The sequence below is a fragment of the Microbacterium sp. BWT-B31 genome, assembly GCF_041379855.1.
Classification (GTDB): Bacteria; Actinomycetota; Actinomycetes; order Actinomycetales; family Microbacteriaceae; genus Microbacterium.
Genome location: NZ_JBFECU010000013.1, coordinates 38,072 through 60,221 on the forward strand (window position 1 = coordinate 38,072; position 22,150 = coordinate 60,221).

The 22,150-nt window shown below is 70.0% G+C and carries 24 protein-coding genes and 2 tRNA genes; 17 read left to right on the forward strand and 9 right to left on the reverse strand.

The annotated features are described in order from the left end of the window. Positions 1 to 42: 42 nt before the first annotated feature. The 3 genes from AB1K54_RS13275 to AB1K54_RS13285 all read left to right on the forward strand — a co-directional run bounded on the left by AB1K54_RS13275 (position 43) and on the right by AB1K54_RS13285 (position 2,708). On the forward strand, positions 43 to 1,026 hold the full coding sequence (locus tag AB1K54_RS13275) for a LysR family transcriptional regulator (RefSeq protein WP_371203238.1): 984 nt from the start codon (positions 43 to 45) through the stop codon (positions 1,024 to 1,026). A gap of 11 nt (positions 1,027 to 1,037) precedes the next feature. Further along, on the forward strand, positions 1,038 to 2,552 hold the full coding sequence (gene gltX / locus AB1K54_RS13280; protein ID WP_371203239.1) for a glutamate--tRNA ligase: 1,515 nt from the start codon (positions 1,038 to 1,040) through the stop codon (positions 2,550 to 2,552). A gap of 84 nt (positions 2,553 to 2,636) precedes the next feature. Continuing rightward, positions 2,637 to 2,708, forward strand: a tRNA-Gln gene (locus AB1K54_RS13285). Positions 2,709 to 2,744: 36 nt separating this feature from the next. Here AB1K54_RS13285 and AB1K54_RS13290 read toward each other — a convergent pair. Further along, positions 2,745 to 3,056, reverse strand: a complete 312-nt coding sequence (locus AB1K54_RS13290; RefSeq protein ID WP_371203240.1) for a tyrosine-type recombinase/integrase — start codon at positions 3,054 to 3,056, stop codon at positions 2,745 to 2,747. Here AB1K54_RS13290 and AB1K54_RS13295 point away from each other — a divergent pair. Continuing rightward, the gene (locus AB1K54_RS13295) at positions 3,049 to 3,849 is read left to right on the forward strand and encodes an MFS transporter (protein ID WP_371203241.1); all 801 of its coding nucleotides are present in this window, start codon (positions 3,049 to 3,051) and stop codon (positions 3,847 to 3,849) included. The two genes, AB1K54_RS13290 and AB1K54_RS13295, sit on opposite strands and share 8 nt — an antisense overlap. Positions 3,850 to 3,980: 131 nt before the next feature. On the opposite strand, the gene AB1K54_RS13300 is transcribed toward AB1K54_RS13295, so the two are convergent. Then, positions 3,981 to 4,583 carry a helix-turn-helix domain-containing protein gene (locus AB1K54_RS13300; protein WP_371203242.1) on the reverse strand — a complete coding sequence of 201 codons (603 nt, stop codon included), beginning with the start codon at positions 4,581 to 4,583 and terminating at the stop codon, positions 3,981 to 3,983. Between the two features lie 62 nt (positions 4,584 to 4,645). On the opposite strand from AB1K54_RS13300, the gene AB1K54_RS13305 reads away from it, so the two are divergent. After that, entirely contained in the window at positions 4,646 to 5,569 is a 924-nt protein-coding gene (locus AB1K54_RS13305; protein ID WP_371203243.1) for an NAD(P)/FAD-dependent oxidoreductase, read from the forward strand. 187 nt (positions 5,570 to 5,756) lie between these two features. Here the strand turns inward: AB1K54_RS13305 and AB1K54_RS13310 are convergent, their stop codons facing one another. Next, a complete protein-coding gene (locus AB1K54_RS13310; protein ID WP_371203244.1) occupies positions 5,757 to 6,305 on the reverse strand; it encodes an AAA family ATPase in 549 nt (182 codons plus the stop codon). Positions 6,306 to 6,454: 149 nt separating this feature from the next. Here AB1K54_RS13310 and AB1K54_RS13315 point away from each other — a divergent pair, with 149 nt between their 5' ends. The 3 genes from AB1K54_RS13315 (at position 6,455) to AB1K54_RS13325 (ending at position 8,222) form a co-directional block, all read left to right on the forward strand. Then, positions 6,455 to 6,904, forward strand: a complete 450-nt coding sequence (locus tag AB1K54_RS13315; RefSeq protein ID WP_371203245.1) for a hypothetical protein — start codon at positions 6,455 to 6,457, stop codon at positions 6,902 to 6,904. Between the two features lie 122 nt (positions 6,905 to 7,026). Beyond that, positions 7,027 to 7,302 carry a hypothetical protein gene (locus AB1K54_RS13320; protein ID WP_371203246.1) on the forward strand — a complete coding sequence of 92 codons (276 nt, stop codon included), beginning with the start codon at positions 7,027 to 7,029 and terminating at the stop codon, positions 7,300 to 7,302. A gap of 56 nt (positions 7,303 to 7,358) precedes the next feature. Beyond that, positions 7,359 to 8,222, forward strand: a complete 864-nt coding sequence (locus AB1K54_RS13325) for a hypothetical protein (protein ID WP_371203247.1) — start codon at positions 7,359 to 7,361, stop codon at positions 8,220 to 8,222. Between the two features lie 20 nt (positions 8,223 to 8,242). Here the strand turns inward: AB1K54_RS13325 and AB1K54_RS13330 are convergent, their stop codons facing one another. Together AB1K54_RS13330 and AB1K54_RS13335 are read right to left on the reverse strand one after the other, a co-directional pair. Continuing rightward, positions 8,243 to 9,151, reverse strand: coding sequence for an aminoglycoside phosphotransferase family protein (locus tag AB1K54_RS13330; RefSeq protein WP_371203248.1), 909 nt, complete (start codon positions 9,149 to 9,151; stop codon positions 8,243 to 8,245). Between the two features lie 29 nt (positions 9,152 to 9,180). Beyond that, entirely contained in the window at positions 9,181 to 9,816 is a 636-nt protein-coding gene (locus AB1K54_RS13335; RefSeq protein ID WP_371203250.1) for an MBL fold metallo-hydrolase, read from the reverse strand. A 106-nt stretch (positions 9,817 to 9,922) separates the two neighbouring features. Here AB1K54_RS13335 and AB1K54_RS13340 point away from each other — a divergent pair. Next, positions 9,923 to 9,998: transfer RNA gene (locus AB1K54_RS13340), tRNA-Glu, on the forward strand. A gap of 306 nt (positions 9,999 to 10,304) precedes the next feature. Here the strand turns inward: AB1K54_RS13340 and AB1K54_RS13345 are convergent. After that, on the reverse strand, positions 10,305 to 11,450 hold the full coding sequence (locus tag AB1K54_RS13345; RefSeq protein WP_371203252.1) for a DUF4349 domain-containing protein: 1,146 nt from the start codon (positions 11,448 to 11,450) through the stop codon (positions 10,305 to 10,307). Next, the gene (locus AB1K54_RS13350; RefSeq protein WP_371203253.1) at positions 11,447 to 12,004 is read right to left on the reverse strand and encodes an RNA polymerase sigma factor; all 558 of its coding nucleotides are present in this window, start codon (positions 12,002 to 12,004) and stop codon (positions 11,447 to 11,449) included. Before AB1K54_RS13350 ends, AB1K54_RS13345 begins: the two co-directional genes overlap by 4 nt. Positions 12,005 to 12,325: 321 nt before the next feature. Here AB1K54_RS13350 and AB1K54_RS13355 point away from each other — a divergent pair, with 321 nt between their 5' ends. The 7 genes from AB1K54_RS13355 (at position 12,326) to AB1K54_RS13385 (ending at position 19,995) form a co-directional block, all read left to right on the forward strand. Further along, positions 12,326 to 13,390, forward strand: coding sequence for a TerC family protein (locus tag AB1K54_RS13355; RefSeq protein ID WP_371203254.1), 1,065 nt, complete (start codon positions 12,326 to 12,328; stop codon positions 13,388 to 13,390). A gap of 215 nt (positions 13,391 to 13,605) precedes the next feature. Next, positions 13,606 to 15,063 carry a 3-isopropylmalate dehydratase large subunit gene (leuC, locus tag AB1K54_RS13360; protein WP_371203255.1) on the forward strand — a complete coding sequence of 486 codons (1,458 nt, stop codon included), beginning with the start codon at positions 13,606 to 13,608 and terminating at the stop codon, positions 15,061 to 15,063. A gap of 1 nt (position 15,064) precedes the next feature. Next, positions 15,065 to 15,661, forward strand: coding sequence for a 3-isopropylmalate dehydratase small subunit (gene leuD / locus AB1K54_RS13365; protein WP_371203256.1), 597 nt, complete (start codon positions 15,065 to 15,067; stop codon positions 15,659 to 15,661). 79 nt (positions 15,662 to 15,740) lie between these two features. Next, the gene (gene murA, locus AB1K54_RS13370; RefSeq protein WP_371203257.1) at positions 15,741 to 17,111 is read left to right on the forward strand and encodes a UDP-N-acetylglucosamine 1-carboxyvinyltransferase; all 1,371 of its coding nucleotides are present in this window, start codon (positions 15,741 to 15,743) and stop codon (positions 17,109 to 17,111) included. Between the two features lie 5 nt (positions 17,112 to 17,116). Further along, positions 17,117 to 17,887 carry a lysophospholipid acyltransferase family protein gene (locus tag AB1K54_RS13375; RefSeq protein WP_371203258.1) on the forward strand — a complete coding sequence of 257 codons (771 nt, stop codon included), beginning with the start codon at positions 17,117 to 17,119 and terminating at the stop codon, positions 17,885 to 17,887. Further along, the gene (locus AB1K54_RS13380) at positions 17,877 to 19,010 is read left to right on the forward strand and encodes an NAD(P)H-dependent glycerol-3-phosphate dehydrogenase (RefSeq protein WP_371203259.1); all 1,134 of its coding nucleotides are present in this window, start codon (positions 17,877 to 17,879) and stop codon (positions 19,008 to 19,010) included. Before AB1K54_RS13375 ends, AB1K54_RS13380 begins: the two co-directional genes overlap by 11 nt. Further along, on the forward strand, positions 18,910 to 19,995 hold the full coding sequence (locus AB1K54_RS13385; protein WP_371203260.1) for a D-alanine--D-alanine ligase family protein: 1,086 nt from the start codon (positions 18,910 to 18,912) through the stop codon (positions 19,993 to 19,995). Before AB1K54_RS13380 ends, AB1K54_RS13385 begins: the two co-directional genes overlap by 101 nt. A 21-nt stretch (positions 19,996 to 20,016) precedes the next feature. Here AB1K54_RS13385 and AB1K54_RS13390 read toward each other — a convergent pair whose 3' ends face one another. Next, on the reverse strand, positions 20,017 to 20,490 hold the full coding sequence (locus AB1K54_RS13390; protein ID WP_371203261.1) for a DUF3515 family protein: 474 nt from the start codon (positions 20,488 to 20,490) through the stop codon (positions 20,017 to 20,019). Between the two features lie 100 nt (positions 20,491 to 20,590). Between AB1K54_RS13390 and thiL the strand changes: the two genes are divergently transcribed. Next, the gene (thiL, locus tag AB1K54_RS13395; RefSeq protein WP_371203262.1) at positions 20,591 to 21,580 is read left to right on the forward strand and encodes a thiamine-phosphate kinase; all 990 of its coding nucleotides are present in this window, start codon (positions 20,591 to 20,593) and stop codon (positions 21,578 to 21,580) included. Positions 21,581 to 21,587: 7 nt separating this feature from the next. Here thiL and rsmD read toward each other — a convergent pair whose 3' ends face one another. Then, on the reverse strand, positions 21,588 to 22,148 hold the full coding sequence (gene rsmD / locus AB1K54_RS13400; protein ID WP_371203263.1) for a 16S rRNA (guanine(966)-N(2))-methyltransferase RsmD: 561 nt from the start codon (positions 22,146 to 22,148) through the stop codon (positions 21,588 to 21,590). Positions 22,149 to 22,150 lie beyond the last annotated feature (2 nt).

A 22,150-nucleotide genomic window follows, 5' to 3' on the forward strand; every position in this document is an offset into this window, starting at 1 on the left:
AGGTGTTTGATCAAATGCATGACCAAGTCTTATGATTTGATCATGACCGACGCGGAGATCCACGACGCCGAAGGGCTCGGACTCGACGTGCAGTCCCTCCGGCTGGTGAAGGCCGTCGCCGACGAGGGATCGATCACCGGCGCGGCCGCGCTGCTCGGCTACAGCCAGCCGGCGATCAGCCAGCACCTCAAGCGCCTCGAGGCTCGGCTCGGCGTCGCGCTTGTCGAGCGGGTGGGCCGCAGCGTGCGTCTGACCGAGGCCGGCCGCGTGCTCGCGCGACACGCTCCGGCGGTGACGATCGCGCTGGATGCCGCGGCCGGCGAGATCGCCGAGCTGCGGGGCGGGCGCACCGGGCGCGTGCGGCTGGTGGGGTTCCCGTCGGCGACACCGACGATCGTGCCGGCGCTGCTGACCGCACTTGCGCGCACGCACCCCGGAATCCTCGTCACCTACGTCGAGCTCGAGCCCCCCGAGGCGGTCGAAGCCGTGCGCGAGGACCGCGCCGACCTTGCCTTGACCTTCAGCTTCCCGGGCGACCGCGACGACCCGCACGGCGCGAGCGCGCGCGGGCTGTCGGTGCGCTACGCCGGTGCGGACGACATGCTCGCGGTGCTGCCGGTGGGGCATGCGGCATCCGAGTCCGCCCCCGTCGACGTGTCGGCGCTGGCGGCCGAGAACTGGATCGCAGGATGCCCCCGCTGCCGCGGACACCTGCTCGAACTGTGCGATCGGGCGGGGTTCATGCCGCGAATCACCTTCGAGACCGACAACTTCGTGGCTGTCGAGGGGCTCGTGGCGCAGGGGATCGGGGTGGCGACCCTGCCGCGCATGGCGGTGCGCTCGTTCCCGCAGCTGGCCGGGGTCGTCACGCGCGCACTCCCGGAGGCCGAGCGCCGGTCGCTGCACCTGGTGACCGCGCACGGCGCGGAGCGCGTGCCGTCGGTGCAGGCCGTGCTCGAGACGCTGCTCGGGGTGCTGCGGGTCGCGCTGTCGGAGGCCGCGGGGGATGCGGCATCCCGCAACTAGAATCGATGACGATGTCTTCTGCACCTGATCCCCGCACCACGACCGCCACCGGAGCCGACGTCCGCGTGCGGTTCTGCCCGTCGCCGACCGGCCTTCCGCACGTCGGTCTCATTCGCACCGTGCTCTACAACTGGGCGTATGCGCGGCACAACGGCGGCAAGCTCGTATTCCGCATCGAAGACACCGACGCGGCGCGAGACAGCGAAGAGAGCTACCAGCAGCTGCTCGAGGCGCTGAAGTGGCTCAAGATCGACTGGGACGAGGGCGTCGAGGTCGGCGGCCCGCAGGCGCCGTACCGCCAGTCGCAGCGCCACGAGCTGTACCGCGAGGTGCTCGACAAGCTGATCGCGACCGGCGCCGTGTACGAGAGCTATTCGACCGCCGAAGAGATCGACGCCCGCAACGCGGCCGCGGGCCGCGCGAAGCAGCTCGGCTACGACAACTTCGACCGCGACCTCACCGACGAGCAGAAGGCCGCGTTCCGTGCCGAGGGCCGCGAGCCCGCGTGGCGCCTGCGCGTGCCTGACGAAGACCTCACGTACGTCGACCTGATTCGCGGCGAGGTGACCTTCCCCGCCGGGTCGTTCCCCGACTTCGTGCTCGTGCGCGCGGGCGGCGTGCCGCTCTACCCCTTCGTGAACCCGGTCGACGACGCGCTCATGGGCATCACGCACGTGATCCGCGGCGAAGACCTCATGCCGTCCACCGCCCGTCAGCTCGCGCTGTATCGCGCGCTCATCGACGCCGGGGTCACGACGTTCATCCCGCGCTTCGCGCACATGCCGCTCGTGCTCGGCGAGACGGGCAACAAGAAGCTCTCCAAGCGCGACCCGCAGGCCGACCTGTTCCTGCAGCGCGACAAGGGCTTCATCCACGAGGGCCTGCTCAACTACCTCGCGCTCCTCGGGTGGTCGATCGGCCCCGACCGCGACCTGTTCTCGCTCGACGAGTTCGTCGCCGCGTTCGACATCACCGCCGTCAACCCGAACCCGGCTCGCTTCGATCAGAAGAAGGCCGAGTCGATCAACGGCGACCACATCCGGATGCTGGCACCCGCCGACTTCGCCGCGCGCATCGTTCCCTACCTGGCCGTAGCAGGGCTCGTCGCCTCGCCGCCCACGGCTGACCAGCAGGCGCTGATCGAGGCTGCGGCGCCGCTCGTGCAGGAGCGGGTGCAGCTGCTGGGCGATGTGCCGGGCCTGGTCGGCTTCCTCTTCGTGTCGGACGTGTCCTACGACGAGGACGCGCTGAAGTCGCTGCCGGCGAACGCCTCCGAAGTGGTCGCGGCATCTGTCGGCGCGCTCGAGACCATCCCCGAGTCGGAGTTCACGGCTGCGGCCGTGCAGGAGGCGCTCAACTCGGCCTTGGTGGACGGCTTGAGCCTGAAGCCCCGCGTCGCGTTCGGTCCGTTGCGCGTCGCACTGAGCGGCCGCCGGGTCTCGCCCCCGCTTTTCGAGTCGATGGAACTGCTCGGCAAGGCCGAGTCGATTCGTCGCTTCGGCGCGTTCGTCGACTCTCGAGGCTGACGACGCGCCCGGGTCTTGCCTGGTTTGGCCTCACGCCGCCCGTCGCGTAGACTCGATCCTCGGCACGACTTCGGTCGAAGCCGGTGGGGTATGGTGTAATTGGCAACACGGCTGATTCTGGTTCAGTTGTTCTTGGTTCGAGTCCAGGTACCCCAGCAGTAAAGAAACCCCCGCTCAGGCGGGGGTTTTCTGCTATTGGCGCGGAGCGTCCTCAGGCTCCTGCACCTTATCCTGCACCCTATCCAGGGCTGACACTGCCGCGGTGACGCGCTCGTCGATGCCATGCACGTAGGTGCGCATCGTGAACCCGGGGTCGTTGTGTCCGAGGATTGCGGCCACCGATGCCGGGTCAACGCCGTGCCCGATCAGCACCGACGCGGCCGTGTGCCGCGACGAATACCGGCGCGTGTGCGGCACACCCGCCGCGGCAAGGATCTTCCGCCACTGCGACGAGTCCCCATCATCCGTGACCGGGCGACCCGGGCGTCGAGCCGACGTGAACACCCACGCGTGCGGCTCTTCGTCCGGCGACCAGGAAAACCAAGGCTCAACGAGCCATCGACCCCGAAATCAGCTCAAAGTGACACGATCCAGGGGATGGATCGCTGCACTGTGGGTGCTTTCTGCCATCGCCTGGTCTTTGGTGATCCCTGTTCAGCAGGCGGTGATCGCGGAAGCAGCAGGGAGCACGCACCTCGGTCGAGGCCTGAGCCTGTATGAGGCCGCAGTGCTGGCCGGGGCATTCGTCGGTTCGCTGGCGGCGGGCCTTCTCTACGATTCGGGCAGTTGGCTCATCGCTTGCATCGTCTGCGCCATCGTGATCGCCTCCGGTGCCGCCCTCATCCCTGCCGCCGTGAGACACCTCGGCGTCACCGATCACCCAACTCCTGCGCCCGCCGCAGCCCGCGCCGAGCCGCAGCCGACCCAACTCAAACCTGACCCTGAGGCCGTGGACGGGCACGGGGAACCTCACGCAAGCGAGTCCAAGCCCGAGAAATCACGGCAGAAGCTCCTCACCGATTTCGCCGCCCACAGTGGTCTGCTTGCTTTGGCAATCCTGATTTCCTGGGCCGTCGTGCCTGGTTTCTCCTTCGCATCAATTCTGGGCATCGGGGACGAAACCCCCGATGTCTTCGGCGCTGTGCGAGTACTCTTCTCGGGCAATTTCGAGATCGCGGCTCTCGCGCTGACGGGGCTGCGCATCTGGGTCGCGATATATGTCATCGACCTCATCTGGACCGCATGGAAGGTACTAGAGCGACGGGAATCCGAACATGACCGTGGCCGCGTCGCTTAGGAACAGTCGGGTCAGACGCGCCCTGACGATGCTCGACGCTCGGGGTCGTGGCATGTGGAGTTTGGTCGAGAGGATGACGGACTCAGGCACGCCGCGCTCTCTCGAGGCGGTCGCCAGACATCGGCCACATCCTATGGTCGACCTTCCGCGCCCGTCCGAACGTGCGCGCGCTCGCCCTGGCGCCCGAACAGGCTGAGCACCTCCGCGGGCGAGCCGTCCGCGCTGCCGAACCAGTGCGGCACGTGGGTGTCGAACTCGGCGACCTCTCCGGCTGCGAGGGAGAGATCGTGCGTGCCGAGGATGAGCCGCATCCTTCCGCTCAAGACGTAGAGCCATTCGTACCCCTCGTGTGCGCGCGGTTCGGGATGGACCTGACTGCCGGGGATCAAGATCTTCCACGCCTGCACTGAGCCGGGGTTCGGCGTGAGCGGGATGACGATTCGACCGCGCACTCTCCGTGGCTTCAGTCGTACGCGCGGGTCGCCGACTGCGGGTGCGCCCACAAGCTCGTCGAGGGGGACCCGGTACGCCTGCGCCAGGGGGAGCAGGAGTTCCAAACTCGGTCGGCGCTGACCCGTCTCCAGGCGCGACAGAGTGCTCTTCGAAATCCCCGTAGCCTCGGACAGCTCGGTCAGCGTCATGCCGCGCTGACTCCTGAGCCACTTGAGCCGGGCACCGACGGCATCCAGCGCGGACTCGATAGACGCCGATCCTTCCACCAGCCCAGTGTGCACACGCGTCCCAGAAATGGCAACAGACTTTGCATTCTGATCACGCGGGCGCCGATGCTGGGGCCATGAACGAATACGACGTGCTGATCATCGGCGGCGGAGCAGCCGGTCTCAACGCAGCCCTCGTCCTCGGGCGCGCCCGGCGCCGCGTCGCGGTCGTCGACGACGGGCGACCGCGAAACGCTCCGGCATTGCACATGCACGGGTTCCTCTCACGAGACGGCACGCCGCCCGCCGAACTGCTCGCCCTCGGCCGCAAGGAGGTCATCGGCTACGGGGGCGACGTCATCTCCGGCACCGTCACGACCCTCACCCGGGGATTCCGCGCGACGCTCGACAACGGAACCACGATCCTCGCCCGCCGAGCCCTGATCACCACGGGCCTGCGGGACCAGATCCCCGACATCCCGGGGCTGGCCGAACGATGGGGCCGCGACGTGCTGCACTGCCCGTACTGCCACGGCTATGAAGTCCGCGACCAGCCATTGGGGGTGCTGGGTGGCGACCAGAATGCGGTCACGCACGCCCTCCTGATCCGACAATGGTCGAACGACGTCATCCTGTTCACGGACAATCAGTCCCCGACACGCGAGCAACTCGAGGCGCTTCACGCTCGCGGGGTGGCCGTCGAGTCTCGCCCCATCAGCCGGATGTGCGTCGAGGCAGATGCGCTGCGAGGAGTCGAACTCGAGGACGGACCGGTTGTCCTCCGGTCGGCACTTTTCGTCCGACCGACACTCGCCCCCAACGATGCCCTTCTCCGCGGCGTCGGCTGCGAGCGGGACGAAGGCGGCTGGACACTCCATGATTCCGACGGCGCGACCAGCGTTGCCGGCTTGTATGTCGCCGGCAATGCATCCGACCCGAGAGCTCAAGTGATCACCGCAGCCGGCCAGGGCTCTGCCGCTGCGATCGCAATCAACAACGACCTCGTCGCCGACGACACTCACGTCGCCGTTGACCGCCTACGCCACCACGAACTCCACTGACCTCAGCCCGAACCGCCCCGGGAGGAGAATCCGAATGTCCCACTTCCCACATCGACCGCGACCACGGCACAGCCGGTCCCGCCGCCCAGCAAGTATCAGCTCGCGCTCATGTTCTGGATCGCCGTCTTCCCCAGGTCCCGGATCAGCCGCGAGAGCCTCTCGTCATTTCTGCGTGCGGGGGAGCGGGTCACCCGCGGGGCATCGTCAAGGCCTCGAGCGTGGCGAGCCGCGCGGCGGGATCACCGGTGATCTCGGCCACCGCGAGGTGCTCGCCGACGAGGTCCCCATCGTCCACGAGCTCCAGGAGGATGTCGTTCATCGCGTCGCGCAGCGCGAGATGCTCGTCGGCTCCGACGTGGATCGGATCGCTCGCCGTCAGCGGGAGTACGACGAGCAGGTCCACGCCGCTCAGCGCCGCGACGGTGCGGGCGGTCGCCTGTTCGACGAAGCGGTCGTCGAGGGCGTGGCCGGTGAGCTCCGCGAGGGCGAGGAGGTACGCCAGAAAGTCGAGCGGGCCGCGCTCGGCGATGACGTGCTCGCCGTGGCTCTGGCCCGCGAGTCGGTCCGCAGAGAGGCGCAGCTGTGCGGCGAAGAGCGCGGCATCCGGCGTGTCTGCGGCTTCGTCCACCAGCTCGAAAGGGTCGGGCAGCACGGTGAACTCCGGGTGCCGGAGCGCGAAGTCCGAGATCAGGGTGCTCTTGCCGCTCGCGTGAGTGCCTGATACGACGATCCGCATGGGCGCGAGATTACCTGTATCGCCCGGAGCGTTGGCCCTCGGCACCCTCACCAGCGCCGCAGCCCCACGGCGAGAACCCCACACCCGGAGGCTGTCGCCCCGCCGTCCGGCCACCCGACACCGGGCCCGCCCGGTCCTATCGTGGAGGAATGGCGTCCGCGTCCACCCCTGTCCGCGCCCTGCGCGTCGGCCTGTACGTCATCGGATGGTTCAACCTGCTGTCGGCCGCAGTCGGAATGGTCGGGCTGACGGTCGGCGGCGGGCTCGGCATCCCTCTGGAATGGCTCGATGGAAGCGTCTTCACGTCGTACTTCTGGCCCGGCGTGATCCTCGGCGTGGTCGTCGGCGGCACCCAGGCCCTCGCGCTCGCCGCGCAGTACGGCCGATACCGGCTCGCGTGGGGACTGCACGCGGCCGCCGGCCTCGTCATGATGATCTGGATCTTCGTCGAGATCGCGATCATGCTCGTGTGGTCGCCTCTGCACGGCATCTACTTCGCCGCCGGGCTGATCCAGAGCATCCTCGCGGTGCTCGCCCTCGGCGCCTGGCCGCACCCGTTGCTGCACCGCGACCGCAGGCGCGACGAGGCGTCGTCCTGACGCGAAGGTCGGCCGATCCGCTCCCTTGCGAGCGCGCGATCCGTGCTGAGAGCATGTGTGCCATCCGACACCGAGGAGCGGCAGATGGCTTCAACGCACGGCTGGTACGCGTGGTACACCACATGCCTGAAGCAGACAGGAACCTCCTCAGGATCACAGGCGTCTTCGAGGCGCCCGGCAGCGGTTACACCGCCGAACTCGACTACGGCAACGCCGGGGTCGCGCCGGAGCCCGATCTGCTGGCGCTGACGCTGAAGACACTGGCGCCCCCGGTCGGCAGCACGGTGCTCACGGCGGTGCCGGTCTTCTGGGAGGGCCAGACCGACGGCGGCATCCGCAGCGTTCGGATCCACACCCCGGACGGTGCGACCTACGTGGCCGTGCAGACCCTGGTCTGAACCACCCCGCGCGCGCATCGGGTTCTCGGCCCGCACGGGGTGCGCATAATGAAGGCATGACCGCACTGCCGCTTTCACCCGAGAGCGAGCGCGAACTCGCCGCTCTGCGACGTCGCGCCTACGGACCTGGAGCAGACATCCACGACGACGCGGATGCCCTCGCCCGGCTGCAGGCGCTCGAGTCCCTGACCCGCCCGGCGCCCCGCGACGCCGTCGCGACCCCCGCTCGCACCGAGCCCGCCGCTGTGCCCGAGCCCGCCGCTGCGCCCGAGCCCGCCCCTGCCCTCGCATCAGCCCCGGCGGCCGAGTCCGCACCCGCTCACACCCCCGCACCGCACCAGGACGAGGCATCCGCCACCGCCGATGGCTCGCCCGACGAGCAACCCGCACGAGCCGACGTGCCCGCGTCGCCCGGCCCATGGGGTCGCGTGCGCCGCGCCTGGTCGGCGACTCCGCGCTGGATTCTCGCGATCGGATGCCTCGTGGTCGGCGTCGCGGCGGGGATCGGCGCGGTGAACCTCACGGCGCCGCAGCCCACGGCGCGGCTCCCGGTCGCCGCGATACCGCCCGGGCAAGAGCCGCCAGCACACTTCGTCGCTGACGCGCTCACGTGGCATGGCCTCGAGAACTCCGACCTGCGCCCGCACGAACCGTACCGCGGGATGAGCATCTACTCGGCGCGCAACAACCGCGGCGAGGACTGCCTGTTCGTCGCGGTGAGCAGCGACTGGCCGGTCGGCGGCTGCGCACCGGCCAGTCTCGGCCCGGTCGTCGACGTGCCGTACGGGGCAGTCAACGGAGCGGTGCGCGATCCCGACTTCGGGTTCGGCGACTTCCTGCGCCTGACGCTGGACGGCGCTGTCGTCGAGGTGTGGTTCCACGAGGGGACGGATGCCGCGGCCGAGGCATCCGAGAGCTAGCGGCTGTTCGCACCGACGCGTCAACCCTCGTGCGTGAGTTCCTCGAGGGCGTCCGCGCCGAGCGCGGCGTAGGCGGGGTTGTCGTCGCTGTGCGCGAGGAGCATGAGCGTCACCGCGGCCGCCCACCCTCGCGCGCGCACCCACACCGCGTCGTCGTAACGTCCGCGCAGGTGCGCGCGGAAGGCTGCGCGACCGGATGCATCGAACGCCAGCCAGGCGATGGCGAGGTCATACGCGGGGTCGCCGGCCGTCACGTCCCCGAAGTCCACGATCGCGACGAGCCGCGTGTCATCGGCGACGAGGTTGCCCGGGTGCAGGTCGCCGTGGATCCACACGGGCGGCCCCGGCCAGGGCGGGGCCGCGCATGCGGCATCCCACGCCTGTTGCGCCCGCGCGAGCGAGCCGGGGTCCGCGCGTTCGCGCAGAGAGGCCAGACGCCCCCGGACAGTCTCGTCGCGCGTGGCAAGCGCGCCGCCGCGGAACGGGTTCACCGGGTGGTCCGCGTCGGCCGGAACGTGCAGAGCGGCGAGGGCGCGGGCGAGTGGGTCGGACCAGCCGGTGCGACGAGAACGGGGGATGCCGAGCCCCGCACCCCCCGGGAACCACGGCACCACCGACCATGGGCGGGGAAACCCGGCGTCGGGCTCGCCCGCGAACACGGGCGCGGGAACGTGGACTCCGGTCGGGGCGATGAGCGACTCGAGGACCGGGAGGATCCGCTGCTCGTGGCGGATGAGCGGGATCGCGAGTTCGCGGCGGGGAAGGCGCACCGCGAGGTCGTCGCCGAGGCGCCACACGGCGTTGTCCCACCCCTCCGCCGCGAGGCGCAGCGCGCGGTCGGGCGCGACCAGGCGGGGCGCCTGGCGCACGAGCAGCGACCGCACGAGCGACTCGTCGATCGGCCACTCCGCGGCGGGCTTGTCGGGCATCCTCGAGTGTATTTGGGCCCGCGCGCGGCTCAGACGTCGACGCTGTCTCCGGGGTCCAGCTCGAGGAACTGGCCTCCGCCCTGCTGCACGGCCCACGCGAGGCGCTGACGACCCATGTTCCGGCCGATCACCGACAGGGTCATATCGTGGGTTCCGAACGCGACCCGCGGTGCCACCGCGAGCACGAAGTCCATCGCCTCGCCGATCTTCAGCCACGGTGCGCCGACCGGGGCTGCGAGCAGCTTGACCTCGACGCCCTCGGGCACCGCGTACGAGTCGCCCGGGTAGTACAGGTGGTCGTTCACGAGCACGCCGACGTTCTCGATCACGGGGATCGACTCGTGGATCACCGCGTGGCGCCCGCCGAAGAACCGCAGCGCGAACGGCTCGACCTCGACCGCGTCACCCGGCGCGACGACGGTGATGTCATACCCCGCCGCCGCGTTCGCGACGCCCTGCGGCGCGAAGACCGGTGTGCCGGGGAACCTGCCCAGAAGCCGGTCGAGGTGGTCGGGCGTCCAGTGGTCGGGGTGCTCGTGCGTGATGACGATCGCAACGAGGTGCTCGACATCGAGCGGATCGGTGAAGGATCCCGGATCGATCACCAGGGTCTTGCCGCTGTCCTCGAGGGTCAGGGAGGCGTGTTCGTTCTTCGTGACGCGCATGCTCCGAGTCAAGCGCTCCGCGCCCCGAAGGGGCAAGTCCGAACCGGTTCCGGCCCTGATTTGGCAGAGCGAAATCCCCGTGGCATACTTGTACGGTTGCCTGATCGGCCCCATCGTATAGCGGCCTAGTACGCCGCCCTCTCACGGCGGTAACGCGGGTTCGAATCCCGCTGGGGTCACCAACACGAAGAAGCCCCCGATTCCCTTGAAAACACAGGGATCGGGGGCCTTCTCGTTATCTGGACCGGATGCCGCGCTGTGGCTCAGGAAGTCAAACAGACCCAATTCGGACGCATCAGTTCTGCCAGTCCGGGTCGTCCTCCGGGGGCGGACGCGTTTCGGACCCACTTCGCGAGAAGTCCGTGTCGGCGCAGCTCGGCGCGCCCTCCCGCCACGCCGCCGCGGACATCGCCTGGGAACACGGCTGGGTCTGACCCGCGCTGGATCTGACCCGCCACGTGCATGAGCAGCACTGCCGGGTGGGCCCGTCAGCCCTGGCCTTCCGATCGAGCGGATGCTGCGGCATCCGCTTTGCGCGCCGCGCGGCGTCCGCGCACGAGCCGCACGATGCCCCACACGATGAGGGCGATCGCGACCGTGACGGCGATCCATGGGACGAGGAACCCGATCGCGATGACGATGCCGTTGAGGGTCGCCACCAGACCGTTCCAGCCGGCCGCGAGACCGTCGCCGAACCCGGCGGGGTCGGCCTCGACCGGCGGGGTGTTCGTGATGAGCGTGACCGACAGCTCCGACATCTCGATCTGGCCCTCGAGCGACTCCAGCATCTGCTGGTAAGACTCCAGCAGTGCCTGCCGCTCCGAGAGGGCGGACTCGGCGGCGATGAGGTCGGTGAGGCTGCCCGCCTGCGACATGAGCTCGGTGAGGCGATCCACCGACGCCTGCGCCGCGTCGATGCGCGCCCGCAGGTCGACGGTCTGGTCCGTGATGTCCTGGCGGTTGATGGTCGACGAGGTGACCTCGCCGACGTCGCCGAGTCCGGTCGTGAAGGCGGCGAGGTCGGCGGACGGGATCCGCACCGTGATCCACGCGCCCTCGGCGGGGTAGGGGGACGGCGCGATCGAGTCGTAGGCGACTCCGCTGCCGTCGTACATCGGCAGCACCTGCCCGGACGTTCCGACGCTCATCGACTCGACCCAGCCCCCGCCGGCCTCGGCGGCGGCACCGATCTCGCGAGCCGCTGCGGCCGGGTCGTCCACCATCACCGTGGCGGACGCGGTCGTGATGATGTCGCGCGCACCGGGGGAGGACTCGGCCGACTTCACGTCGAGATCGGCCGTGCCGCCCGCGGCGTCCTGAGTGAACTCGGGCGCCACGGCGCCGCCTTCGGCGAACCCCGGGCTGGTCGCGGGCGCGACGGCGCTGTCGGCGCCCGTCGACTGCGTCCCGACGAGACCCGTGAGGCTCGGGGCGATCACCGCAGCCACGACGACCACGGCCGCCGCGGCGCCGCCGGCCAGCCACCACCGGCCGCGCCGGGCGCGGCGGGCGGTGAGGTCTGCGCGCCCGCGCGAGATGTCGGCGAACAGCGCGTCCTCCATCTCGTCGATGCGCTGATCGCTGATCGCGGGAAGAGGGACGGATGCCTCGACCGCGCGCTGCTGGCTGTTCATGTGCTCTCCTTCACGACGATCCGCAGTCTCGTGCGGATGCGGGAGAGACGATTGCGCACGACCCCGTGGGCGACGCCGAGCCGGTCGGCCGCCGCCTGGTAGGCGTACCCTTCGGTCGCGCACAGCCGGAAGATGTCGCGATCGAGCGGGCTGAGTCCCTCGACCTCGTGCAGGATCCGGTCCGCGAGCTGCGCGTCGATGACCTGCTGCTCGACGTCGACCGTCGAGGGCAGGGACTCGTCGGCGGCCGCCGCGGTGTGGGTGCGGTCGCGCTTCTGCACCCGCATCCTGTTCGCGGCCTGGAACCGGCACACCGTTGCCAGCCACGGCAGGAGCGACTCACCGGCCAGCTGCAGCTCCGGCAGCTTCCGCCACGCGACGAGGAAGGTCTCCTGCGTGACGTCCTCGGCGTCGGCCGTGTCGTGCAGCAGGCCGTGCGCGAGCCAGTACACCGGCCGCACGTAGGCGCGATACAGCGTGCGGAAGGCGTGCTCGCTCCCGCTCGCCGCCCGTGCGACCAGCTCGGCGTCGCCGGGCACTTCGTCAGCGTTCATCCGCGTCCTTCGGGGTCGCCCCCTGCGGCGCGCGGGGCGTCGGCACGGGGTCACCATCGTCTCTCACCGTGTCAGTGTCAGCGAGGCTCACATCGTCTCACGCGAGTTCGCCGCAGCGGTGTCGCGCGAGTTCGCGGCATCCTTCGCACACCCGTTGCCGTGCCGTAGTGTGTATCCCGCGAGAGGGAGTATCCCGCCTTCGCGCGTCCGTCATCACGGGCTGCATCGGAGCAGCCCCGGGCGCGCGACGCGATCCGGAATCCGGGTCGCGGGGAGAGACGCTCGACATCCGTCATCCCCTGTTCGTTCTGGAAAGGCCCCATGGACCTCGCTCTTCCGCTTTGGTTCGAGATCGGCTCGCTCGTCCTTCTCGTGCTGATCCTCGCCGCGGATCTGCTGCTCATCCTGAAGCGTCCGCACATCCCTTCGACCAAGGAGTCGACGCTGTGGGTCGCGTTCTACATCGTGCTGGCGCTCGTCTTCGCGGGGCTGATGTGGTTGTTCGCCGGCGGCGAGTACGCGGGGCAGTTCGTGGCCGGCTGGCTCACCGAGTACAGCCTGTCGATCGACAACCTGTTCGTATTCGTGCTGATCATGTCGCAGTTCGCCGTCCCGCGGCGCTACCAGCAGGAAGTCCTGATGGTGGGCATCATCATCGCCCTCGTGCTGCGCGGCATCTTCATCATGCTGGGCGCGGCGATCATCGAGCAGTTCAGCTGGGTGTTCTACCTGTTCGGCGCGTTCCTCGTGTGGACGGCGATCCGCCAGGCCTTCCCGAGCGGCGACCACGACGACCAGGCCCGCCAAGAGGGCGTCGTCGTGCGCACTCTCCGCCGCTTCATCGACATCTCGGACCACTACGACGGCTCGAAGATCCGCACCGTCTTCGAGGGCAAGAAGATGTGGACGCCGATGATCATCGTGTTCATCTCGATCGGCGTCACCGACCTGCTGTTCGCGATCGACTCGATCCCGGCGATCTTCGGCATCACGCGGAGCCCGTTCATCGTGTTCACGGCGAACATCTTCGCGCTGATGGGCCTGCGCCAGCTCTACTTCCTGCTCGGCGACCTGCTCGATCGCCTGCGCTACCTGCACTACGGCATCGCGTTCATCCTCGCCTTCATCGGCGTGAAGCTCGTCTTCCACGCGATGCATGTCAACGAGCTCCCGTTCTTGAACGGGGGCGAGCCCATCGAGTGGGCGCCCGAGATCTCGACCTGGGTGTCGCTGGGCGTGATCATCGTCGCGATGACCGTCGCGACGGTGGCGAGCCTCATCGCCTCGGCCCGCGAGCGCAGGGCCGTCATAACGGATGCTCCGGCCCCCACGATCGCCGAAACCCGCGACACGCAGGGGGGCGGGAGCCCCGAAGCCCGCGGCTGAGCGTGCCGTTCGCGCGCGGCCGGAGCAGACCGAGCGCGAAACCGCTCACTGGCACGGGTGGTAGCCTTGGGCACGTGCGGATCGCTCGCCTTCTTCTTAGCGGCCGCGACGAGTCCTAGTTCACAGGCCTCCCTCGTCGCGGAGTGTCGCTGCGGGCCGAACCCCTTTCGAGGACCGTTCCCGGACGGTCCACTCTCGAGGAGAACGACAGAACCATGAGCACGAGCGACGCATCCGGCATCCCCGATCGGCCTCGCACCCTCGCCGAGAAGGTGTGGGACGACCACCTCGTCGTCAAGGGCGAGAACGGCCAGCCCGACCTGATCTACATCGACCTGCACCTCGTCCACGAGGTGACCAGCCCGCAGGCCTTCGACGGACTGCGTGCCGAAGGACGGGGCGTGCGCCGCCTCGACCTGACGATCGCGACCGAGGATCACAACACCCCCACGCTCGACATCGACAAGCCGATCGCCGATCTGACCAGCCGCACCCAGATCGAGACGCTGCGCCGCAACGCCGAAGAGTTCGGCGTGCGTCTGCACTCGCTGGGCGACAAGGAGCAGGGGATCGTCCACGTCGTCGGTCCGCAGCTGGGCCTCACGATGCCGGGCATCACCGTGGTCTGCGGCGACAGCCACACCTCCACCCACGGCGCCTTCGGCGCCATGGCGTTCGGAATCGGCACGAGCGAGGTCGAGCACGTCCTGGCGACCCAGACCCTGCCGCTCAAGCCTTTCAAGACGATGGCCATCACCGTCGAGGGCGAGCTCAAGCCCGGCGTCACCGCGAAAGACGTCATCCTCGCCGTGATCGCGAAGATCGGCACGAACGGCGGCCAGGGCTACGTGCTCGAGTTCCGCGGCAGCGCCATCAGGTCCCTCTCGATGGAGGGCCGCATGACGATGTGCAATATGTCGATCGAGGCCGGTGCGCGCGCGGGCATGGTCGCCCCCGACGACACCACGTTCGCCTACCTCGAGGGCCGTCCGCACGCCCCGAAGGGCCAGGACTGGGACGACGCCGTCGCGTACTGGCGCACACTGCCCAGCGACGAGGGCGCCGTCTACGACGCTGAGGTCTTCCTCGACGCGAACGAGCTCGAGCCGTTCGTCACGTGGGGCACGAACCCCGGGCAGGGCGTGTCCCTCTCGGATGTCATCCCGGCGCCCGAGCAGTTCGACGACCCCAACGAGCGCGCCGCCGCCGAGCGCGCGCTCGAGTACATGGATCTCGCGCCCGGCACCGCGCTGAAGGATGTCGCAGTCGACGCCGTGTTCATGGGCTCGTGCACCAACGGCCGCATCGAGGACCTCCGCGCGTTCGCGTCGGTCGTCGAGGGCCGCCATAAGGCGGACGGCGTGCGCGTCATGGTCGTCCCGGGCTCGGCCCGCGTGCGACTGGAAGCCGAGGCCGAGGGCCTCGACAAGATCTTCGAGGCCTTCGGGGCGGAATGGCGCTTCGCCGGCTGCTCCATGTGCCTGGGCATGAACCCCGACCAGCTCGCGCCGGGGGAGCGCTGCGCCTCCACGAGCAACCGCAACTTCGAGGGACGCCAGGGCAAGGGCGGCCGCACGCATCTGGTGTCGCCGCTGGTCGCGGCGGCGACCGCCGTGCTCGGGCGTCTGGCCAGCCCCAGCGATCTGTCCTCCCACGAGAAGGTCGAGGTCTGACATGGACAAGTTCACGACCCACACCGGTGTCGCAGCGCCCCTCAAGCGCTCCGCCGTCGACACCGACCAGATCATCCCCGCGGTCTACCTCAAGCGTGTCACCAAGACGGGCTTCGACGACGCCCTGTTCGCCAACTGGCGCCAGGACCCGGAATTCGTCCTGAACCAGCCGGTGTACGCGGGTGCGAGCATCCTCGTCGCCGGTCCCGACTTCGGCACCGGCTCCAGCCGCGAGCACGCCGTCTGGGCGCTGCGCGATTTCGGATTCAAGGTTGTGCTCAGCCCCAAGTTCGCCGACATCTTCCGCGGAAACTCAGGCAAGCAGGGCCTTGTGACCGGCGTGATCTCCGAGGCCGACCTTGAGGCGATCTGGGCGGCGATCGATGCCGAGCCCGGCATCCGCATGACCGTCGACCTCGAGTCACGACGCGCGGTGATCGGGGCGCTCGAGGTGCCCTTCGACATCGACGATTACACTAGGTGGCGGCTGCTCGAAGGGCTCGACGACATCGGACTCACCCTGCGTGACGAAGAGAAGATCGCGCAGTTCGAAGCGAGCCGAGAGGCCTGGCGGCCGCGGACGCTCCCCGTTCCGTGACCACCCGGGACCCCGTCCCACGAAGGCGGCGGACACCCGACCAGCGATCCCTCGAACACCCACAAGTGAGGTTCACCGCATGAAGACGCTTCTGAACTCGTCGACAGGACCCAGCCCCGCAGCGAACGAAGCCTCCGGCGAGACCCTCGCCATCCGCGGCGGACAGCCGCTGAGCGGGCGGGTCGAGGTCAAGGGAGCGAAGAACCTCGCCACGAAGGCGATGGTGGCGGCGCTGCTCGGCGAGACGACGAGCACGCTGCGCGACGTTCCCGGCATCAGCGACGTCGGGGTGGTGCGCTCCCTGCTCGAGGTGCACGGCGTGCGGGTGGTGGACGGCGAAGAGGAAGGCACCCTCCACCTCGACCCGAGCGGCGCCGTGTCGGCGCACTTCGAAGAGATCGACGCGCATGCCGGGGCATCCCGCATCCCGATCCTCTTCTGCGGACCGCTGCTGCACCTGCTCGGCCAGGCCTACATCCCCGACCTCGGCGGGTGCCGCATCGGAGATCGGCCCATCAACTTCCACATGGACGCGCTGCGCGCGTTCGGGGCGGTCGTCGAGAAGAGCTACGAGGGCATCCGCATCACGGCGCCCGACGGGCTGCACGGCGCGTCCATCGAGTTCCCGTACCCGAGCGTGGGCGCGACCGAGCAGGTGCTGCTGACCGCCGTGCGAGCGACGGGCACGACCGAACTGCGCAACGCCGCCATCGAGCCCGAGATCATGGATCTCATCGCGGTGCTGCAGAAGATGGGCGCGATCATCTCGGTCGAACCCAACCGCACGATCGTGATCGAGGGCGTCTCCAAGCTCTGGGGCTACGACCACCGTTGCATCTTCGACCGCAACGAGGCAGCCTCCTGGGCGTGCGCGGCACTCGCGACCGACGGCGACATCTTCGTCGGCGGGGCCCGCCAGCAGGAGATGCTCACGTTCTTGAACGTCTTCCGCAAGGTGGGCGGATGGTTCGACGTGCACGAGGACGGCATCCAGTTCCGCCGCGCGGGCGCGCTCAAGCCCGTCGTTGTCGAGACCGATGTGCACCCCGGCTTCATGACCGACTGGCAGCAGCCGCTCATCGTCGCGCTCACGCAGGCGCACGGCGAGTCGGTCGTTCACGAGACGGTGTACGAGAACCGGTTCGGCTTCACCCAGGCGCTCGTGAAGATGGGCGCCGACATCGTCGTGCACCCGACCGGGATCGATGCGCCCGGCCGCCGGGTCCCGCGCCGCGCCCTCGAGCAGGCCGCGGTCATCAACGGGCCCACGCCCCTGGGCGGCGCCGACATCATCGTGCCCGACCTGCGCGGCGGCTACAGCCATGTCATCGCCGCGCTCACCGCGGAGGGCGAGTCGACCGTGCGCAACGTCGGGATCATCCGTCGCGGGTACGAGAAGCTCTTCACGAAGCTGACGACCCTCGGTGCCGACTTCGACGTCATCGGGTGAGGCCCGTGGCACCCCCCAGTCCCCGGCCCCGCGCGTCGGCGGAGAAGACGCGTCCGAGCGCGTTCTGGTCGCTCGCCGCGATCGTGGTCCCACTGATGGGCCTGATCACGCGGATCGAGATCATCGACGGCGAGAAGCTGCCTCGTGAGGGCGCGTTCGTTCTCGCACCCAACCACTACAGCGAGTTCGACCCGCTCGTCGTCGCGGTGGCGACGTGGCGGCTCGGTCGCGCACCGCGGTTCTTGGCCAAAGAGAGCCTCTTCCGGGTGCCGGTGCTGGGGTGGGCGCTGCGCGCCACGGGCATGATCCCCGTCGCGCGCGCAACGTCGGCGACCGCCGCGCGCCAGACTCTCTCCGCGTCGGAGGACCTCGTCGAGCACGGCCGCGGCGTCATCATCTACCCCGAGGGCAGCCTCACGCGCGAACCCGATCTGTGGCCGATGCGCGGCAAGACCGGCGCCGTGCGCCTCGCGCTGGCCGGCGGAATCCCGGTCATCCCGGTCGCGCACTGGGGCGTGCAGCGCATCCTGCCGCGCTACGGCAAGCTCAGCCTCTGGCCGCCGCGCAAGCGGGTGCAGCTGATCGTCGGCGATCCCGTCGACCTGTCCGCGTTCGCAGGCGGCGCCGCCGAGCCCCGCTCGCTCGTCGAGGCCACCGACCTCGTCATGGCCGGCATCGCCGAACTGCTGTCGCGGCTGCGCGGCGAGCCAGCACCCGCCCAGCGGTGGGATCCCTCCGCCCACGGGCAGAAGGAGACGGGGCGCCTTGAGCCGTAGAGACAACGATGTGCCCCGGGTCGCGGTGCTCGGCGCAGGCAGCTGGGGCACGACCTTCGGCAAGATCCTCGCCGACGGCGGCGCCCAGGTCACGATGTGGGCGCGGCGCAGCGAGCTCGCGCACGAGATCGCCGAGGGCAAGCGCAACAGCCGGTACCTGCCGGGCATCAACCTGCCGCGCTCGATGACCGCGACGCACCACCTGTCCGAGGCCCTCGCCGACGCGGATCAGGTCTACCTCTCGATCCCGAGCCAGGCCGTGCGTCAGAGCCTCAAGGCCGTCCGGCCGCTCGTCGCGCGGACCGACGCCCCGATCGTGTCGCTCATGAAGGGCGTCGAACGGCGCACGGGCCTGCGCATGAGCCAGGTCATCGAGCAGGAGCTGCACTGCGACCCGGCGCGCATCGCCGTGGCATCCGGCCCCAATCTGGCGCTCGAGATCGCGCGCGAGCAGCCGACGGCGGCGGTGATCTCTTCCATCAGCCAAGAGACGGCCGATGCTGTGGCGCGGCGTGCGCGCAACCGCTACTTCCGCACGTTCGTGAACACGGATGTCATCGGCACTGAGTTCGGCGGGGTGCTCAAGAACCTGATCGCGGTGGCCATCGGCATCGTGGACGGCGTCGGCTACGGCGAGAACACAAAGGCCTCGATCATCACACGCGGCCTCGTCGAGATGACGGACTTCGCGGTCGCGCTGGGCGCGCACCCCGAGACGCTGCACGGCCTGGCCGGCCTGGGCGACCTCATCGCGACGTGCCAGTCGCCGCTCAGCCGCAACAACACGGCGGGGCGCCTGCTCGGTCAGGGCTACAGCTTCCAGGACGTCGTGAAGCAGATGGAGCAGACGGCGGAGGGGCTCGCCTCGGTCGCGCCCGTCCTGCAGCTGGCCCGCCAAGTGGGCGTCGAGATGCCCATCGTGGAGCAGGTGAAGATGGTGCTCGACGGCACCATGAACCCGAAGGACATCGCTCCGCACCTCACGACCGACGACGACACCCCAAAGGGGGAGAGGACAAAGAATGGACAAGCCGGCGGTGGCGGTGCTCTTTGGAGGTCGCTCCAGCGAGCACTCGATCAGTTCCGCCACGGCGGGCGGGGTTCTGAGGGCGATCGACCGTGACCGCTTCCGGGTGATCCCGATCGGCATCACCCGCGACGGCGCCTTCGTCCTCGAGTCGGACGATCCGGACCGGTTCCGGCTCGATCCCGAGCATCTTCCCGAGGTGGTCGACAACGGCACGCGCATCGTATGGCCGGATTCGACCCTCAGCCGTGAACTGCGGGTGAAGGATGCCTCGGGCGAGCGCTCCCTCGGAGACGTCGATGTGGTGTTCCCCATTCTCCACGGGCGCTTCGGCGAGGACGGCACGATCCAGGGCATGCTCGAACTGCTCGGCCTGCCGTATGTCGGCGCCGGCGTGCTCATGTCGGCGCTCGGCATGGACAAGCACGCGACGAAGAGCATGCTGCAGGCCTGGGGCGTGCCGGTCGTCCCGTGGGTGGCGGTCAACCGGTCCGATCTCGAGCGAGATCGCGAGCTGTGGGAGCGGCGCATCCACGCCCTCGGCCTTCCGGCGTTCGTGAAGCCGAACCGGGCCGGTTCGAGTGTCGGGGTGTCGAAGGTGTCGGACTGGGCTGAGCTCGACGCGGCGCTCGACAGCGCCTTCGCGGAGGACTCGACGGTGCTGATCGAGCACGGGGTCGTGGGGCGCGAGGTCGAGTGCGGCGTGCTTCCCGGTAGGAGCGGCGGCGACCCGCGCGTGAGCGTCGCGGGCGAGATCATCGTGACCGGGCGCGAGTTCTACGACTTCGAGGCGAAGTACCTCGACGCGCCGGGAGTGGAGCTGGTGTGCCCGGCGGACCTGCGCGACGGCGAGCTCGCCGAGATGCAGCGGATCGCGGCCCGGGCGTTCGAGGCGATCGGCGGCGAGGGCCTCGCGCGCGTGGACTTCTTCTTCACCGGCACGGACTTCTTCGTCAACGAGCTCAACACGATGCCCGGTTTCACACCGATCTCGATGTTCCCGAAGTGCTGGATCGCCTCGGGCATGACGTACCCCGAGCTGCTCACCGAGCTCATCGAGACCGCGCTCGAGCGGGCCTGACGCGGGCGGCGGCCCAGGCGGCTATTCCGGCACGGACTCCGGGTTCGTGCAGGCGGTCGTCGTCGGGAGCACCCCGACTGCCCGGCTCAGGTCGTCGAGCGCGCCGTTGGGCGACACGATCTCGTTGTCGAGGTAGACCTGCACAGCGGGCGTCCGCCCGTAGGAGGTGAGCGTGAACCGGGGCGCGTCGCTGTCGTCGACCAGCCAGTCGACGCCGCCGACCGTGATGCACCGCATGGTGGACGGACCGGGGGGCTCGAGGCCGCACGTCAGCAGGACGGCTGCCGGGTCGCCCCACGCGCCCGTCGCCTGGGCGTCGGTCCAGCGGCGCGCCTGGCCGTCGACCGCGCCGGGCAGGCGCACCGTGACGTCGGCGCACGCCGGATCGTTCGCCCCCTCTGCGGGCTGCATCGCGACGGTCGAGGAGCAGGCGGTCAGGCCCGTGGTCGCGACCGCGGCGAGCACGACGGCGAGGGCGAGGCGGGAACGGGTCACCCCTCCAGGGTAATCCGCCCGTGCCGGGCCGCCGGGCGCGGACGACCCCCGAACGGACCCGGGCGCCGGGTGCGGCATCCGTCACCGCTACCGTGGTGGAGTGACTGAGAGCGACCCCGCCGTCGGCGACCTGAGCGAGGGCGTCATCCTGCGCCGGATCCTGGAGCGGCTCGGCCCGAGCGGCGCACTCGTCGGGCCGGGCGACGACGCGGCGGTGGTCGCCGCCCCCGACGGGCGTGTGGTGGCGACCACCGACACGCTCGTGCATGGCCCGGACTTCCGCCTCGCGTGGTCGAGCGCGTTCGACCTGGGGTTCAAGGCCGCCGCGGTCAACCTCGCGGACGTCGCCGCGATGGGCGCGCGCCCGATCGCACTGCTGGTCGCGCTGGCGATGCCCGATGACACGCGCCTGTCGTTCGTCGAGGGGCTCGCCGACGGCCTGCGCGCGGCGTGCGAGTCGCTCACGCCCGGCTGCCGCGTCGAGGGCGGCGACCTGACGGTGTCTGACACGCTGACGGTCGCCGTCACGGCGCTCGGCTCGCTCGACGCGCGTGCGCCGGTGCTGCGCAGCGGCGCACGCGCTGGCGACACCATCGCCGTCGCGGGTCGCCTCGGGAGCGCGGCGCGCGGTCTCGCGCTGCTGTTCGGACGCTTCCGGGATGCCGCGGGCTCGCCGATCCCGGTCGACCGGAGTGTGCTCGATCCGGCCGGCCTCGCCGACCTCGACGCGCAGCTGCGTCCGCATCCTCCGCTGGCGCTCGGGCCGATCGCGGCGGACGCGGGGGCGAGCGCCCTCATGGACGTGTCGGACGGGCTCGTGCTCGACGCGGGACGCATGGCGGCGGCATCCGGTGTCACGATCGAGCTGTCCTCGGCCGCCCTCGGACCCGACCCGGCCGCTGCTCTCGGCGGAGGCGAGGATCACGCGCTGCTCGCGGCGTTCCCGCCCGGGACGACGCTGCCTGACGGGTTCGCGGTGATCGGCCGCGCGGTCGCCGCCGAGGGTCACCGCGTGCTGGTCGACGGCGCGCCGTACGCGGGCCGCGAAGGCTGGGACCCCTACCGCGACTGGGACGCGGGGCGCGGCTGACAGCCCGTCACACGCGCACCGCCCACCACAGGGTCGTGTCTCCGTAGCGCTTCGATCGCGTGGCCGCGAGCCCTTCGGGCAGGTTCGGCTCGGGCGAGCGCGAGGCGCGCTCGACGACGACGGTCGCCTCGCCCTGCAGGGCCGGCACGAGCAGCGACAGCGTCGCCGCAAGCTCGGACTCTCCGACGTCGTAGGGAGGGTCGAGGAACGCGATGTCGTACGGGCCGCGCGCCGTCCGCAGGAACGCGTCGGCGGACGCCCGATGCACCCGCGCCACGGCGCCCCCGCCGGTCGCGGTCTGCACTTTGCGCGCGTTGCGCTCGGCGACGGATGCCGCGCGCGCGGCCTTCTCGACGAGATCGGCGGACGCCGCTCCGCGGCTCAACGCCTCCAGGCCGAGGGCCCCCGATCCCGCGTAGAGGTCGAGCACGGCGGCCCCGGGGAGGACGCCGGCAGACTCGAGCGCGCCGAACAGCGACTCGCGCACGCGATCGCTCGTGGGCCGCGTGCCGGCGTCGGGCACGTCGAGCACGATCGATCCGGCGCGGCCGGCGATGATCCTGGTCACAC